We start from the raw sequence: 15,867 nt of genomic DNA on the forward strand, positions 1-15,867 counted from the left end.
TGCCAGAACAACCCGTTACCTCGCCCCCCGAAGGCAGCTTCAACGTTGACCTTCGGGGCGTGCATTACGACTTCCTCAAAGACCGCGTCCCTGCGTGGTTCAGCCAAGGCTCGACCCAGCGCCAGGAAGAACTCGCCAACCACGAAATGGAGCTGCCCAGCTGGTACCTGACTGCCACAGCGCAGCAGAAGGCTGACCTGGCCGACAGCCACACCCGTTATCGCGAGACCTTGAACCAAGTGGAGAACAGCCTGGGCAACATCCAGGATGTGCTGGCTTTTGCCGAGCAGCCGCTTAAAGACGCGATCAAGCAACGCTTCAACCTGGAACTGGACGTGCGGAATGTCTATTTCGCGCGCAAGTATGGGTTTAAAAGCCGTGACGATCTGTTCGGTGTGCTGGTCTTCGACCAGGCCCCGGATCCGTCACTGAGCTATGAGTACCGCGGTGTTTCGTTGCTCGAGGCTGCCCTGGCCAATTTCACGCCGGACGAAGAGCGCGCCAGCCTTTGTAACGATTGCCAGGTGATTACCACCTGGAACTCGTATGACGGCGAAGTCATCGCGACGCCCCATGCGGTCAACTCCCAGGCCTTGGCCATTCCCGCCCATGAGTTTGCGCAGATGTGCCGCACTCTGGATCTGGGCAATTTGTACCAGCAGCACCTCCAGGCCATCGTCCAGCCCGAGGACGAAACCCAGCGCTCGGCGCTGGAGCAGCAACTGCAAGAACACCAGCGTCAACTGCTGGCACTGAGCGCCGAGGTCGCCTCTCACCAGGCTGAGTGGGGCATCGGCGCGGACGCTTACCGGATGATCAAACAGGTCATCACTGACCCCGCCACCGCCACCCTTGATGGCAAGCCGGTGACATTTGCCGCGCTGAAGGTGTTTGGCTGTGTCTTGGTGGGGCCGTTGCTGATCGGGCCGGTGCGTAAAGACAGTGACAGCGCCGAGCGCCTTCTGGTGTTCATCCCCAATGACCCACAACAGCCGCTCAAGGAATATGCCGACAGCGGCGCCTTTATGGCCGACCTGCGCACCCGCTTGCACAGTGCTTCGTACCGGCGGTTTTTCAGCCGCTTCATACCCCAGCGTGAGCAGGGCCTGTTTTTTCAGCAGTTCAATCGGTTGTACAAACCCACCAACGGCAATGGTGCGGCGGGCGACTATCCGCTGGCGCCAAAACCGTCGAAACTGCCCCTGGATGAGCTGCGCATCAACGGCAACCTGTGGGAGCAACTGCGCAAGGCGCAGGTGAGCAAAATATTCTCCGACGCCCGCGCCGTGGCCGTGCCCACTGGCGATGAAGACCGCAAGGCGCGCATGGATCGGCTGGCAAGCTATGCCGACGCAGTGAACAGCGCGTTCAACCTCCTCGCGTTCGTGGTGCCCGGGCTGGGGCCGATCATGCTGGTGGTGGGCGCGGCGCAGATGTGCAGCGAATTTTATGAAGGTATCGAAGTCGCCAATCAAGGCGACCTGAGGGCGATGTGGGCGCACTTTTCCAGCGTGGCGCTGAATGTTGCGATGCTGGTCACCGGGGCCAAGGTGTTGCCCGAAGTCAAACTGTCGAGCAGGGTCGACAACCTCCGGCCGGTGACCATGCCATCAGGCAAGCAGCTGCTGTGGAACCCTGATCTGACGCCCTACAAAGTGCCTGTCGAATTGCCGGCGGATGCCAAACCGGACGCCCTGGGCCTCTACCAGCACAACGGGCAGGCAGTGTTGCCCCATGAAGGCGACTATTATCGAGTCCGGCAGGAGCCCGAGACCGGGCAGTACCGCATCCAGCACCCCAGCCGCCCTGGTGCGTACGAACCGCAACTGGAACATAACCACGCGGGTGCCTGGAGCCATGAAGTCGAAGAGCCCCTGACCTGGGACTCGCCGACCCTGATACGACGCCTGGGGCTGGATCAGCGTGGGCTCGATACCCAAACGCTGGAACAGGCCCGCATGGCCAGTGGCGTCGAAGAAGACGCCTTGCGCCAGACCTTTGTCGAACACGAGCCGGTGCCCTTGCTGCTGGAAGATTCGATCCAGCATTTCAAGGCCCACCAGGCACTGACGACGTTCGTTGAGCACATGCACAGCAGCGACCCGGCGGTGTATAGCCAGGCTGATCCGGTGCTGCAACTGAACATGCTGCAGCGTCGTGGAATGCTGCCCGCCGATACGCCCCTTCGCGTCATGCGCGGCGACGGCCGCCTGCTTTGGGAGAACGATGCACCGGTTACGGCGTCCAGGCGCGTGGTGGTTGTCTCTGACAGCCAAATGGCACGTGGCGAGTTGCTCAAGGAAGTCTTGAACACCTTGCAGGGCGTTGACCCCACGCTCAAGGAAATCCCCGGCAGCGCCGACGACTCGCTGGAGGTGCGCGCCGGCAAGCTACGCCAGTACCTCGGCGACACCGTTGAGACGTTCAAAGGGCCGCTGGCGGAGGAACGCTACAAGGCGTCCACTTTGTCGGCGGATCCCGATGTGCAAATGGTACTGCTCAGTTATCCCAAGTTGCCGACAGCGGCGGCCGAGCATCTGCTCAAGCGCCTGAACAACGAGCAATTGCAGGCGTTGCGCCGCACCGGGATGTTGCCCAAGCAGCAGGCCGAACAGGCCAAATGGTGTGAACAGGAAACCCGCGTTTCTCGCGCCTACGAAGGTTTGCACCTGGACACCCTGGCGGATGTTGACAGCCAGCGCCTGGCCTTGCGTACCCTCGAAACCTTGCCCGGCTGGCCGAGCGGAACGCGTGTGGAACTGCGTCAGTACTCGGCAACGGGGCCACTGCTGGATGCTGTCGGCCCGCCGGACGCACCGGCAAGCAGGACGCTGGTGGTGATGAACAACGGCCAGTTCCAGGCGCCCACGCCCAGGGACTTCTACTCGGCGACCTGGGACCTGTTGTCTGCCACCGAGCGCCAGGGCCTGGGGTTTACCGACGCGTCGCAAATGAAGGCCGCGATCCAGCAAGCGCCCCTGCCGCGTGCGTCGCTGCGCACGGTATTGCTGGAGCATCCGCTGCTCAAGCCGAACGTTGACCCGACAGTGCGCCTGCTGGGTGGTGGGGGCGGCGTTCGACAATGGGCGCGCGGCACCTTCAGTTCTGCCCAAGTCCGCGCTCGAAAACTTTACCCCATGCTCGGTGAGCGCGAGATCACGGTAATTATCGAGCGGTTAGGCGATGACGTCAGCGGCGGGTTATCCCGGTTGGAGGCCGAGTATCGAGGCCTGAAGAAAGCCTTGAAGGTTTGGGAGAGAGCTCAGCCCAGGGAGTTCTCGGCGTACGACCCGAACGCAGACGCACCGGCGATCAACGTCAAGAATATCTTGAGCTGCTGGCGTCGAGAGGGCGGGGCTCACGAGCTCTCGTTAGCGTTGACGGATCTGCCAGCATTGAACGCCGATTTCAGCCATGTCGAGTCACTCGAGCTGTTCAAAATAAAGTGGCCCAACAATGCCGATACGTTTTTCCAGAACTTTCCCCGTCTGAAACGTTTGAGCATCAGTACCTCCATCGGGCTTACGTCATTGCCTGATGTGATCGGCGGCATGAATAACCTGACTGAGTTAAGCCTGGGTTTCAACGATATCCGTTTGACCTCGCAGAGCGCGGCCAAACTGAGTGCCCTCAGCAACCTTGAGACGCTCATGCTCAACAACAATCCCCTGGGTATGTCTCCCGATTTCAGTGCTATGTCCCGGTTGAAAAAGGTGAGCCTCAGTAGTACCGGGATCGACCAGTGGCCAGTGGGGCTGCGGGCTGATACAGGGTTGGATTACGTCAACCTGGAGGGTAACGGGCTCAGTGAGGTGCCTGCGATCAATCTGGACCCGCCGCCTGATCAGCTTGAGGCGATTGCCCGGATCAATCGTGTCACCCTGCTTGATAGAAACAAGTTTCCTGCCGATTACTGGCAAAAATTTGATAGCTACTGGCTGCGCCTGAGCCGGGAACGGCCTGATCTGTTGGAAGGCACGCTGCCCGGGGCGTTCGACGTTGGCGGCCCCAGGATTGAACAGTATCAGAGCGTGTACCCCGCAAGGACGCGTCAACAAGCCCGGGAGTTTCTCAGAAACCTGGGGGCAGGTGCCGACGCGGAACTGCAGAGGCTTGAGGACGAACTCTTTGCGTTAAGCGTCAGGTTGTCCGATTGGGTTTACGAGCAAGGCGATCTGCCCCCGCAACTCGGGGGCGGCTTCCGGCGCAGGCCCCTGCCGCCGAACATGGCTGATCGATCTACGGCCAAAGATCGGATTATTGAGTGCTGGAGACGGGAAACGGAGCCGGTGCTGGCCAGTGACGATATGGGCCCGGGTTATACGCTCGATCTGTCCCACTTGAATTTGCCGAGCTTGCCGGACCTCGGCGTAGACTTTAGTCATGCTGTATCACTCAAATTGAGGTTCATGAATCTCGGCACTTCGCCCGAAGGTTTTCTCTCCCGCTTCCCGAATGTGCGGCATCTGGACATGGCATTCAACGAGCTCCGGGAAGTGCCCCTTGCTCTGGGCAACATGAATGCACTGACCAGCCTGTACCTTAATTCCAACCGAATCAGTTTGACCCAGCAGACGTCCGCGATCCTGTCCGGACGCACGGCCCTTCAAGCGTTACGCCTGGGGAACAACCCGCTCGGCATGATCCCGACTTTCAGCGCGATGACGGATTTGCGCGTCCTCAGCCTGCACAACACAGGCATTGACGCCTGGCCAAATGGGCTGCTTGAACTGCAAGCGTTGGAGGATGTGGACCTGAGGAGTAACGAGATCACGACGATCCCTGACGCGATCATTGCACCGACAGACGAGTTGTTGGCAACGGCAAAGCGCATCAACGATTTAACCAACGCCAGCAGCAACCCACTGTTACCAGCCACTCAGCAGAAAGTGCGGGATTACGCTGAGCGGCTTCATCGTGAAGGGCTGGAGACCACGAACACGTCAAATGTGTTTGCGGTGCGTGCGCTGAATGTACGCCGCGTTGAAGTGATCGACGCGGGCCCACACGATGCGTTTCTGCGCTGGGCCGAAGGGATGCCCACTGATGAGGTGGCAAGCAAGAGGGCCCAGTGGTTTGCATTGCGTGGCGAGCAGAAGGCGGATGGTTTTTTCAATCAGCTTGAACGATTGGAGACAACGGCCGCGAGCCATGCCGATCAGCAGCGGCGGATATGGGAACTGATCGATGCGATCAGTCCAAATACCCCTGAATCCGAGCGGCTGCGCGCGGAGGTTTTCGAGTTGGGCGGGGAGGCGAAATGCTGTGACCGTGCGGTGTTTACCTTCAGCAATATGGAACTCGCGGTGATGGTTTCCAAGGCTCGCGTAACGGCCGGCGATCTGACGCAAGGCCCGCAGTTGCGGACATTGGCGCGGGGGCTGTTTCGGCTGGACGCGCTGGACCGGATCGCCTCGGCCGATATCGCCCGCAGCCAGGCGATCGTGAATGATCCGGCGGTAACCCTGGCTGACAAACTCCCCCACACCCTGCGCCTGAGTGAAGAGGTCGAGATAAGGCTGGCCTATCGTGTCGGCCTCAAGGACCGCCTGCAATTACCGGGTCAGCCGCAGAAAATGCAGTTCGCCGACCTTGCCCACGTTACCCCGGCGATGTTGGAGGCGGCGTATAACGAAGTCGTGGCCCTGGATCACTCACCGAAAGAGTTCCACGCATTGCTGGCGAGGGAGTTCTGGCAGGACTACCTCGCCAACAAATACCACGCGCAATTTGAAGCCCAGCGCCAACCCTATCATGCGCAAATGGCCGATCTCACCCGTCGCTTTGAGGCGCAGACGTTGGCCGAGGCCCTGTACCGGCAACAGGCCGATGACCTGCAGGCGCAGTGGGCGATTAAGAACGCGGCACTGCTCAATACCCTGACCCGTCAAGAAATCGCCCAAGCCTTGCTGCCACGGGGAACCCTTGAAGTGCTGGAGAACCCGGTGTCTGGCTTACAACTCGCCCAGGCGCAAGCCATTGAGTTCGGCGGCAAGCCGTACTTCATTGCGAGCATGCCCGATGCAGGCGATGGTGAGCACTACGTGTTATGGGTGCAGGCGCCGGATAATCCATTTGCCTTGGTCAGTAGCGCGATTATCGCCAAGCCCGATGTCGCCGGGGTCTGGAAGCGCAGAGGCTCGACGGGCGGGATACGGCCGGGAGTTTCCCAGGAGGTGTTCGAAGATGCCTCGGAGTCTATGCCGATGCAGCCCTACACCGCCGACGAACTCATTGCCATGCGCCGGCAAACTCACTTCACACAGCTGCGCAACACGCCGGGCAGTTACAGCCGCGTGAACAACGCCCGATATCCGCTCAGGGATTTACAGGGCAAACCGATACGAATTCGAACACTGCAGAGAAAGGTTCGGTCGGCGTCCGGTGTTGAATACACCTCGGAGCAGATCAAGCCTTACATCAAGTTTGAAGGGTATGAGGACGTTGGGGCTCTTTATGAAGCGAAGCTGCAGCGGCGTTTGTTCACTGCGCAGGATATGAAGGCGCCTGGGGAGAAATCGCTGATCGGCCAGTCCATGGTGGTTGCCAACCGGCGAATCGCCAAAGGGGAAATAGTCGGTGTTTATGGCGGGACCGTCCTGCCCTCTCAAGTCGCAAGCCCCGGTGGGCAGACTTACATCCTGCTGGCAGGCTCCAGGCCGGCTTCAGGAAGGCTTGGAAGGGAGCCGATCGAAATATCGGGGGACAACATTATCTCCAGGATAAATACTAACTTTGACTATGACGCCAATGGCAAGCCGGTGCGTCAGGCCGCAGGCGGTTACAACGTTGAGGGTGTAGGGTTCGACATCGAAGCGGATGAAGTGTGGGGCGCAAAAACCACCAGGACGGATTTTATCCTGACGGCGGTGTTTGCGACCGAAGACATTCCGGCGGGCGCTGAGCTGCGCATGAATTACGACTACAGCGAGGGCATGATCGAAACACAATTTGCGTAAGCAACACTGCGACTGCGCCCCGAGGACCCACAAGCGTCTTCGGGGCGCAGTCGTCTGCGCTAAAACAAAAAGTACCGCTGCGCCATCGGCAGCACATCCGCAGGCTCACACCACAGCAACACGCCGTCGGCCTTGACCTGGTAGGTCTGCGGGTCCACCTCGATATCCGGCAGGTAATCGTTGTGGATCAGGTCGGTTTTCTGCACGTTGCGGCAGCCTTTGACCACGGCGATTTGCTTCTTCAACCCCAATGCTTCGGGCAACCCCGCGTCGGCCGCTGCCTGGCTGATAAAGGTCAGGCTGGTGGCGTGCAGCGAGCTGCCGAAACTGGCGAACATGGGGCGGTAGTGCACCGGCTGTGGCGTTGGAATCGAGGCGTTGGCGTCGCCCATCAGGCTTGAAGCAATCGCGCCGCCCTTGAGAATCAGGGTCGGCTTGATGCCAAAAAACGCCGGGCGCCACAGCACCAGGTCGGCCCACTTGCCCACCTCGATGGAGCCGACAATATGGCTGACACCGTGGGTAATTGCCGGGTTGATGGTGTACTTGGCGATGTAGCGCTTGGCGCGGAAGTTGTCATTGCCAGGCCCGTCGCCAGGCAGCGCGCCGCGCTGTTTTTTCATCTTGTCGGCGGTCTGCCAGGTGCGCGTGATCACTTCGCCGACGCGGCCCATGGCCTGGCTGTCGGAGCTGATCATCGAGAACGCGCCCAGATCATGCAGGATGTCTTCGGCGGCGATGGTCTCACGCCGGATGCGGCTTTCGGCGAACGCCACGTCTTCGGCGATACTCGGGTCCAGGTGATGGCAGACCATCAACATGTCCAGATGCTCATCGATGGTGTTGCGCGTGAACGGCCGGGTCGGGTTGGTCGAGCTGGGCAGCACGTTCGCAAAGCCGCAGGCCTTGATGATGTCCGGCGCGTGGCCGCCACCGGCACCTTCGGTGTGATAGGTGTGGATGGTGCGGCCCTTCAGCGCGGCCAGAGTGGTTTCGACAAAACCGGACTCGTTGAGGGTGTCGCTGTGGATCGCCACCTGCACGTCATATTGGTCGGCGACGTTCAGGCAGTTATCAATGCTGGCGGGCGTGGTGCCCCAATCCTCATGCAGCTTCAAACCGATGGCGCCGGCCTTGACCTGCTCTATCAACGGCTCCGGCAAACTGGCGTTGCCCTTGCCGGTAAAACCAATGTTCATCGGGAACGCGTCACTGGCCTGCAGCATGCGCGCCAGGTGCCACGGCCCGGAGGTGCAGGTGGTGGCGTTGGTGCCGGTGGCCGGGCCGGTGCCGCCGCCGATCATGGTGGTGACGCCGCTGGTCAGCGCCTCTTCGATCTGCTGCGGGCAGATGAAATGCACGTGGGAGTCGATGCCGCCGGCGGTGAGGATCATGCCTTCACCGGCGATCACTTCGGTGCTGGCGCCGATGGCCATGGTCACACCGGGCTGGATATCCGGGTTGCCGGCTTTGCCGATTGCGTGAATGCGGCCGTTCTTCAAGCCGACGTCGGCCTTGACGATGCCCCAGTGGTCAATGATCAGCGCATTGGTGATCAAGGTGTCCACCACCTCATGGGCGAGCAATTGGCTCTGGCCCTGGCCATCGCGGATCACCTTGCCGCCGCCGAATTTCACTTCTTCGCCATAAATGGTGAAGTCCTGCTCGACTTCGACGAACAAATCGGTGTCGGCCAGGCGGACCTTGTCACCGACGGTGGGGCCGTACATGTCGGCGTAGGCTTGGCGGCTGATTTTCATGTGTGTGAGCCCTGAGAAATATGTGTTGAATGTGAGATTGCTTTCGCGAGCAAGCCCGCTCCCACATTTGGAATGCATTCCCCTGTGGGAGCGGGCTTGCTCGCGAAGAGGCCTTAAAGGTCGCCCATGATGCGTCCGGCAAACCCGAACACCCGGCGCCCACCGCTCAAATCCACCAACTCCACTTCGCGACTCTGACCCGGCTCAAACCGAACTGCCGTGCCGGCCGGAATATTCAGGCGCATGCCACGGCTCGCGGCGCGATCAAACGTCAGCGCGTCATTGGTCTCGAAAAAATGGTAATGCGAGCCCACCTGAATCGGCCGGTCGCCGCTGTTGGCCACGCTGAGGGTGACGGTGCGCCGGCCCACGTTGAGTTCGATGTCGCCAGGCTGGATCTGATATTCACCAGGAATCATGCAGGTTGCCCCAGGGTCTTGAAGTAGATGGCGGTCGGGCTGTAGCGCCCGTCCGGGCTTTGGCAGTAGTCGGGCAGCTCACCGATCTTGGTGTAGTGCAGCGACTGGTAGAAGGCTTCGGCGCCCGAGCCGGCCTCGGTGTCCAGGTACAGCAGGCCGCGCTTGTGCTGGCGCGCGGCGAGTTCCAGGGCGTTCATCAATTGCTGGCCCAGACCATGGCGACGCGCCGTGCTGTGCACCAGCAGCTTTTGCACTTCGGCGCGGTTGAGGCCGTTGGCTTTCTGGCACAGCGCCAATTGCACGCTGGCGATCACCTGCTCGTCGCGCACCACCACCCACAGCAGCAGGCTGGCGTCTTCAACACTGGCTTGCACGCCTTTGAGGTAGTCGCGGGCCTGGGCTTCGTCGAAGTCGGCCATGAAGCCAACCGAGGCGCCGTGCTGCACCGCGTCGAGCAATAGCTCAATCAAACCCAGGCGGTAATGGGCAAAACTTTCAGCATTGACTCGACGCAGTTGTGCAGCGCTCATCGATCTCACTCCTTGGGCGGTTCGGCGCCCGGATTCAATGTCAGTTGCATAAAGGTAAGGTCCAGCCAGTGGCCGAACTTGATGCCCACTTGCGGCATCTGCCCGGTGGTGATGAACCCCAGGCGCTCATGCAGGCGAATAGACGCCTGGTTGCCGCTTTCGATGGCAGCGACCATCACGTGCTTGCCGCAGGTGGCGGCGCGTTCGATCAACGCGTGCATCAGGCGCGGGCCAAGGCCTTTGCCGCGTTGGTCATTGCGCACGTACACCGAGTGCTCGACGCTGTAGCGGAAACCCTCGAAGGGTCGCCAGTCGCCGAATGAGGCGTAGCCGGTGACTTCATCGTTTTCGACGCTCACCAATATCGGATACGCCTGGGCCTGGCGCGCATTGAACCAGGCCTGGCGGTTTGCCAGGTCCACCGGTTGCTCGTTCCAGATCGCCGTGGTGTTGAGCACCGCGTCGTTGTAGATGTCTCGAATGGCCGGCAGGTCTTGCGCGGTGGCATCACGAATCATGGCTTGGCCTCACGCAATAGGCTGGTGGACGGTGACCAGCTTGGTGCCGTCAGGGAAGGTGGCTTCCACCTGGATATCCGGGATCATTTCCGGGATGCCTTCCATCACTTGTTCGCGGCTGAGCAGGGTGGTGCCGAAGTGCATCAGCTCGGCGACGGTGCGCCCATCGCGGGCGCCTTCCATCAAGGCGGCGGAAATGTAGGCGATGGTTTCCGGGTAGTTGAGCTTCACGCCACGTGCCAGGCGGCGCTCGGCGACCAGGCCTGCGGTGAAGATCAGCAGTTTGTCTTTTTCCCGTGGGGTCAAATCCATGGTTCAAGGTCCTTCAAAGAATGCATTCTTAACTACAACAGAGATCAATTGTGGGAGCGGGCTTGTGTGGGAGCGGGCTTGCCTGCGATGGCATCACCTCAGTACATCAGCAATACCGAGTTGTCTGCATCGCAGGCAAGCCAGCTCCCACAGGGGCTTGCTCCACTTCAGATCTTCATGTGCTCCAGATTCGGGGTGAAACCGCCTGGCGCCCAAGCACCGCCGGGCGCAACAGTTTCCACAAATCAATCAACCAACCCCGCGCCAGCAGCGCTTCACTGGCCAGGCAGCGGGCGACCAGCAAGCCGGGCAGTTGGGTCAGATCACCGCGCACCGCATGCGGCAAGGCGCGGCAGGTTTCCAATAATTCAGGTTCGATATCAGCCGTGAGCAACAGCGTGGCAAACACCGGTTGCCCGTCCAGTCCGATGGGCGAGTCGAGCAGGCCATCGGCGCCTACAATGCGCTGGCGCTCATGCCAGAGCAACTGGCCGTCGCGGCGAATATCCAGGTGCGATTGAAAGTGGCCGAGGTCGAAACGCTCGCCACTGGCGGGGCGGCCGAGGGCGACCACGTCCCAGTAGAACAGCCGCGCATCGCCTTGCAGCTCAATGCGCGTGGTGAGTTCGGCCTGGGCGGCGCTGAACACGATGGTTTCCTGGGGCAGCCATTCCAGGGTGGCGCCGGCTTGCACGGTCAACTCCAGCTGTTGATACGCCGGGCCACTGGCGCGGTACCACTTGGCTGCGCCGGGGCTGGTCAATTGCGCCCAGGCACCGGCGCCGACATGGGCGCTGATGTCCAGGCGATCACCGCCTGCTATTCCGCCGGGCGGGTGCACGATGATGTGCTGGCACACTTCTGGGCCTTCGGCGTACAGGTGCTTTTGCACCCGCAGCGGGCCGAGGTGGCGGCGCATCACCGGGCGCGTGGTATCGCCGAAACGCGCGTAGCCGAGCTCCAGCTCGGCGTGCCAGCTGGGAGTGAACAGGGCGGGGGTAACGGGCAAGTTCATGTTCTTGTGCTTATCGTTAGGACGCTACAGATTAGATGGTTACCAGCCCGCGTACACCCTCACTTTGCATATTTTCACCTCGGCCTTGCTGCACGATTTCACCACGGGACATCACCAAATACTGGTCCGCCAGTTCGGCGGCGAAGTCGTAGAACTGCTCCACCAGCAGGATCGCCATATCGCCACGCGCCGCGAGTTTCTTGATCACCATGCCGATTTCCTTGATCACCGACGGCTGGATGCCTTCGGTGGGTTCATCGAGAATCAACAGGCGTGGGCGGCTGGCCAGAGCGCGACCAATCGCCAACTGTTGCTGCTGGCCGCCGGATAAATCGCCACCGCGCCGATGTTTCATCTGCTGCAAGACCGGGAACAGTTCGTAGATAAACGCCGGCACTTCCTTGGCTTCGGAGCCTGGAAAACGCGAAAGGCCCATCAACAGGTTCTCTTCCACTGTGAGTCGGCCAAAAATCTCGCGGCCCTGAGGCACATAGGCGATGCCGGCGTGCACGCGCTGGTGCGGCTTGAGGCCGGTGATGGCTTTGCCTTCCCAGTTCACCGCGCCTTCTTTGGCCGGCAGCAAACCCATCAGGCACTTGAGCAGGGTGGTTTTGCCCACGCCGTTACGGCCGAGCAGGCAAGTGACTTCGCCGATCTTCACATCAAAGGACAGCCCGCGCAGGATGTGACTACCGCCGTAGTACTGGTGCAGCTTGTCGACTTGCAGCATGTTCAAACTCTCCTCAATGATCGTTCCCACGCTTGATCGTTCCCACGCTCTGCGTGGGAATGCATACCGTGACGCTCCGCGTCACACAGCGGACGCAGAGCGTCCAGGGCGGCATTCCCACGCGGAGCGTGGGAGCGATCAGCGGCCCAAATAAACCTCAATCACCCGCTCGTTTTCCTGCACCTGCTCCAGCGACCCTTCGGCCAGCACGCTGCCCTGGTGCAACACGGTGACGTGGTCGGCAATCGAGCCGACAAAGCCCATGTCGTGTTCCACCACCATCAGCGAGTGTTTGCCCGCCAGGCGCTTGAACAGTTCGGCGGTGAATTCGGTTTCGGCGTCGGTCATGCCTGCCACCGGCTCGTCCAACAGCAACAGCTGCGGGTCTTGCATCAGCAGCATGCCGATTTCCAGGAACTGCTTTTGCCCATGGGACAGCAGCCCGGCCGGGCGCTGCACCGAGGCGGTCAGGCGGATGGTGTCGAGCACTTCATCGATGCGGTCTTTCTGCTCGCCGCTCAGGCGCGCGCGCAGGCTGGCCCACACGGACTTGTCGGTTTTCTGCGCCAGTTCCAGGTTTTCGAACACGCTGAGGGCTTCGAACACCGTGGGTTTCTGGAACTTGCGCCCAATGCCGGCCTGGGCGATCTGCACTTCGCTCATGCTGGTCAGGTCCAGGGTTTCACCGAACCAGGCCTTGCCGTGGCTGGGGCGGGTCTTGCCGGTGATCACGTCCATCAGCGTGGTCTTGCCCGCGCCGTTGGGTCCGATGATGCAACGCAATTCGCCGACGCCGATGTACAGGTTCAAGTCATTGAGCGCCTTGAAACCATCGAAGCTGACGCTGATGTCTTCCAGGGTCAGGATGGTGCCGTGGCGGGTGTTGAGGCCCTTGCCGGCGGCCTGGCCGAGGCCGATGGCATCGCGGCTGCTGCCCGCATCGAAAATAGGTTCGAGCATGACATTCCTCATTTCTTCAGCAAGCCGATAACGCCCTTGGGCAGGTACAGGGTGACGATGATGAACAGCGCCCCGAGGAAGAACAGCCAGTATTCCGGGAACGCCACGGTGAACCAGCTCTTCATGCCGTTCACCACGCCGGCGCCGAGCAGCGGGCCGATCAGCGTGCCGCGCCCGCCCAAGGCCACCCACACGGCGGCTTCGATGGAGTTGGTCGGCGACATCTCGCTGGGGTTGATAATGCCCACTTGCGGCACGTACAACGCACCAGCCAAACCGCACAACACCGCGCTCAACACCCACACAAACAACTTGAAACCGCGCGGGTCGTAGCCGCAGAACATCAGGCGATTTTCGGCATCGCGCAATGCTGTCAGCACGCGGCCGAACTTGCTCTGCGCCAGGCGCCAGCCGGTGTACAAACTCGCCACCAGCAACACCACGGTGGCAAAGAACAACACCGCCCGCGTGCCCGGCTCGGTAATCCCAAAGCCCAGGATGCTGCGGAAGTTGGTGAAGCCGTTATTGCCGCCGAACCCGGTTTCGTTACGGAAAAACAGCAACATCCCGGCGAACGTCAGCGCCTGGGTCATGATCGAGAAATACACGCCCTTGATCCGCGAACGAAAGGCGAAAAAACCGAACACCAGCGCGAGCAAACCCGGCGCCAGCACCACCAGGCACATGGCCCAGAGGAAGTGTTCGGTGCCGATCCAATACCAGGGCAACTCGGTCCACGACAAGAAGGTCATGAACGCCGGCAGCTCATCCCCGGAGGCTTGGCGCATCAAGTACATGCCCATCGCATAACCGCCCAGGGCAAAGAACAATCCGTGGCCCAGGGACAACATGCCGGCATAGCCCCACACCAGGTCCAGCGCGAGGGCGACGATGGCGTAGCAGAGGATCTTGCCCACCAGTGTCAGGGTGTAGGCCGACACATGCAGCGGGTTTTCCGGCGACAGCAGCGAGCACAGCGGCAGCGCCAGCAGCAGGATCAGGATCACCGCGCCGACCGCTATCGTCACCTTGGGGCCGGCCTTTTGTGTGGCCGTAAGCATCAATGGCTGGTTCATCAGTCGATCACCCGTCCTTTCAGTGCGAAGAGTCCTTGCGGGCGTTTCTGGATAAACAGAATGATCAGCGCGAGGATCAGGATCTTGCCGAGCACGGCGCCGATCTGCGGTTCGAGAATTTTGTTGGCGATGCCCAGCCCGAAGGCGGCCATCACGCTACCGGCCAACTGGCCAACACCGCCGAGCACCACCACCAGGAACGAGTCGATGATGTAGCTCTGGCCCAGGTCCGGGCCGACGTTGCCGATCTGGCTCAGCGCCACGCCACCGAGACCGGCGATGCCGGAGCCCAAGCCAAACGCGAGCATGTCCACGCGCCCGGTCGGCACGCCACAGCAGGCGGCCATGTTGCGGTTCTGGGTGACGGCGCGCACGTTGAGGCCCAGGCGCGTCTTGTTCAGCAGCAGCCAGGTCAGCACCACCACGCACAGCGCGAAGGCGATGATCACGATGCGGTTGTACGGCAGCACCAGGTTGGGCAGCACTTGAATGCCACCGGACAGCCATTCGGGGTTGGACACTTCGACGTTCTGCGCACCGAACACCAGGCGCACCAGCTGGATCAGCATCAAGCTGATGCCCCACGTCGCCAGCAGGGTTTCCAGCGGGCGGCCGTAGAGGTGACGAATCACCGTGCGTTCCAAGGCCATGCCGATGGCGGCGGTGACAAAAAACGCGACGGGCAGCGCAATCAACGGGTAGAACTCGATGGCCGCGGGCACGTAGCGCTGCATCATCAACTGCACTACATAAGTCGAATAGGCGCCGAGCATCAGCATCTCGCCGTGGGCCATATTGATCACGCCGAGCAGGCCGAAGGTGATCGCCAAACCCAAGGCCGCGAGCAACAGGATCGAGCCCAGGGACATGCCGCTGAAGGCCTGGCCGAGGATTTCGCCGACCATCAATTTGCGTTTGACCTGGGCCAGGCTGGTCTCGGCGGCGGTGTGCACGGCGGCGTCGGTTTCGACGCCGGGCGCGAGCAACGCTTCGAGGCGCGTGCGCGCCAGCGGGTCGCCGGTGCCGCCGAGCAAACGCACGGCGGCGAGGCGCACCACGGGGTCGCTGTCGACCAGTTGCAGGTTGGCCAGGGCCAGGCTGAGGGCGGTGTGCACGTCCTCGTTGGTTTCGGCGGCGACTTGCTGGTCGAGGAATTTGAGCTGGGCAGGTACAGCGCTTTTTTGCAGGGTTTGTGCCGCTGCCAGGCGCACCTTGGGGTCGGCGGCGAGCAGTTGCTGGCTGGCTTGTACGTTGTCGATCAGGCCACGCAGGCGGTTGTTCAGGCGTACGGTCCTGGTTTCACCGTTGACCGTGATCTGGCCTTGTTGCAGGGCGTCCACCAGCTCGATGCGTGCGGGGTCGGGCTGTGCGGCCCAATCCTGGAGCAGCTTGGCTTGTTGCATCGGGTTGGCAGCGAGGAAGTCGTCGGCGTCGCTGGCGTGTGCTGCAAAAGGCAGCAACAGCAGGGCGGCGAGGATGAAGCGGTAAAGGGCAGTGGGCATAAAATTTTCCTGTAGATCGTTCCCACGCTCTGCGTGGGAATGCCGCCTTGGACGCTCTGCGTCCGCGTTGTGACGCAGAGCGTCAC

The 15,867-nt window shown here is 61.3% G+C and carries 11 protein-coding genes; 1 reads left to right on the top strand and 10 read right to left on the bottom strand.

The annotated features are described in order from the left end of the window. The first annotated feature begins 146 nt into the window (after window positions 1–146). Window positions 147–6,959: an NEL-type E3 ubiquitin ligase domain-containing protein gene (locus HX783_RS15265; protein WP_256347172.1), complete on the top strand. Its 6,813-nt coding sequence runs from the start codon at window positions 147–149 to the stop codon at window positions 6,957–6,959. 59 nt (window positions 6,960–7,018) lie between these two features. Here the strand turns inward: HX783_RS15265 and ureC are convergent, their stop codons facing one another. The 10 genes from ureC to urtB all read right to left on the bottom strand — a co-directional run bounded on the left by ureC (window position 7,019) and on the right by urtB (window position 15,781). Next, a complete protein-coding gene (gene ureC, locus HX783_RS15270; protein WP_177017396.1) occupies window positions 7,019–8,719 on the bottom strand; it encodes an urease subunit alpha in 1,701 nt (566 codons plus the stop codon). A 113-nt stretch (window positions 8,720–8,832) separates the two neighbouring features. Beyond that, the gene (locus HX783_RS15275) at window positions 8,833–9,138 is read right to left on the bottom strand and encodes an urease subunit beta (RefSeq protein WP_049710249.1); all 306 of its coding nucleotides are present in this window, start codon (window positions 9,136–9,138) and stop codon (window positions 8,833–8,835) included. Continuing rightward, the gene (locus HX783_RS15280) at window positions 9,135–9,668 is read right to left on the bottom strand and encodes a GNAT family N-acetyltransferase (protein ID WP_159953926.1); all 534 of its coding nucleotides are present in this window, start codon (window positions 9,666–9,668) and stop codon (window positions 9,135–9,137) included. Before HX783_RS15280 ends, HX783_RS15275 begins: the two co-directional genes overlap by 4 nt. Window positions 9,669–9,673: 5 nt before the next feature. Further along, window positions 9,674–10,186: a GNAT family N-acetyltransferase gene (locus HX783_RS15285; RefSeq protein ID WP_177017397.1), complete on the bottom strand. Its 513-nt coding sequence runs from the start codon at window positions 10,184–10,186 to the stop codon at window positions 9,674–9,676. Between the two features lie 9 nt (window positions 10,187–10,195). Continuing rightward, window positions 10,196–10,498 carry an urease subunit gamma gene (ureA, locus tag HX783_RS15290; RefSeq protein WP_032878149.1) on the bottom strand — a complete coding sequence of 101 codons (303 nt, stop codon included), beginning with the start codon at window positions 10,496–10,498 and terminating at the stop codon, window positions 10,196–10,198. A 175-nt stretch (window positions 10,499–10,673) separates the two neighbouring features. Then, window positions 10,674–11,513, bottom strand: a complete 840-nt coding sequence (locus tag HX783_RS15295; protein ID WP_177017398.1) for an urease accessory protein UreD — start codon at window positions 11,511–11,513, stop codon at window positions 10,674–10,676. A gap of 31 nt (window positions 11,514–11,544) precedes the next feature. Beyond that, a complete protein-coding gene (urtE, locus tag HX783_RS15300; RefSeq protein WP_159953929.1) occupies window positions 11,545–12,243 on the bottom strand; it encodes an urea ABC transporter ATP-binding subunit UrtE in 699 nt (232 codons plus the stop codon). A 138-nt stretch (window positions 12,244–12,381) separates the two neighbouring features. Next, window positions 12,382–13,215: an urea ABC transporter ATP-binding protein UrtD gene (urtD, locus tag HX783_RS15305; RefSeq protein WP_162530288.1), complete on the bottom strand. Its 834-nt coding sequence runs from the start codon at window positions 13,213–13,215 to the stop codon at window positions 12,382–12,384. After that, complete coding sequence (gene urtC, locus HX783_RS15310; RefSeq protein ID WP_177017399.1) at window positions 13,212–14,279, bottom strand: urea ABC transporter permease subunit UrtC; 1,068 nt, start codon at window positions 14,277–14,279, stop codon at window positions 13,212–13,214. Before urtC ends, urtD begins: the two co-directional genes overlap by 4 nt. Next, window positions 14,279–15,781, bottom strand: coding sequence for an urea ABC transporter permease subunit UrtB (gene urtB / locus HX783_RS15315; protein WP_177017400.1), 1,503 nt, complete (start codon window positions 15,779–15,781; stop codon window positions 14,279–14,281). Before urtB ends, urtC begins: the two co-directional genes overlap by 1 nt. Window positions 15,782–15,867 lie beyond the last annotated feature (86 nt).

This window comes from Pseudomonas sp. D2002, from assembly GCF_013385735.1.
Classification (GTDB): domain Bacteria; phylum Pseudomonadota; class Gammaproteobacteria; order Pseudomonadales; family Pseudomonadaceae; genus Aquipseudomonas.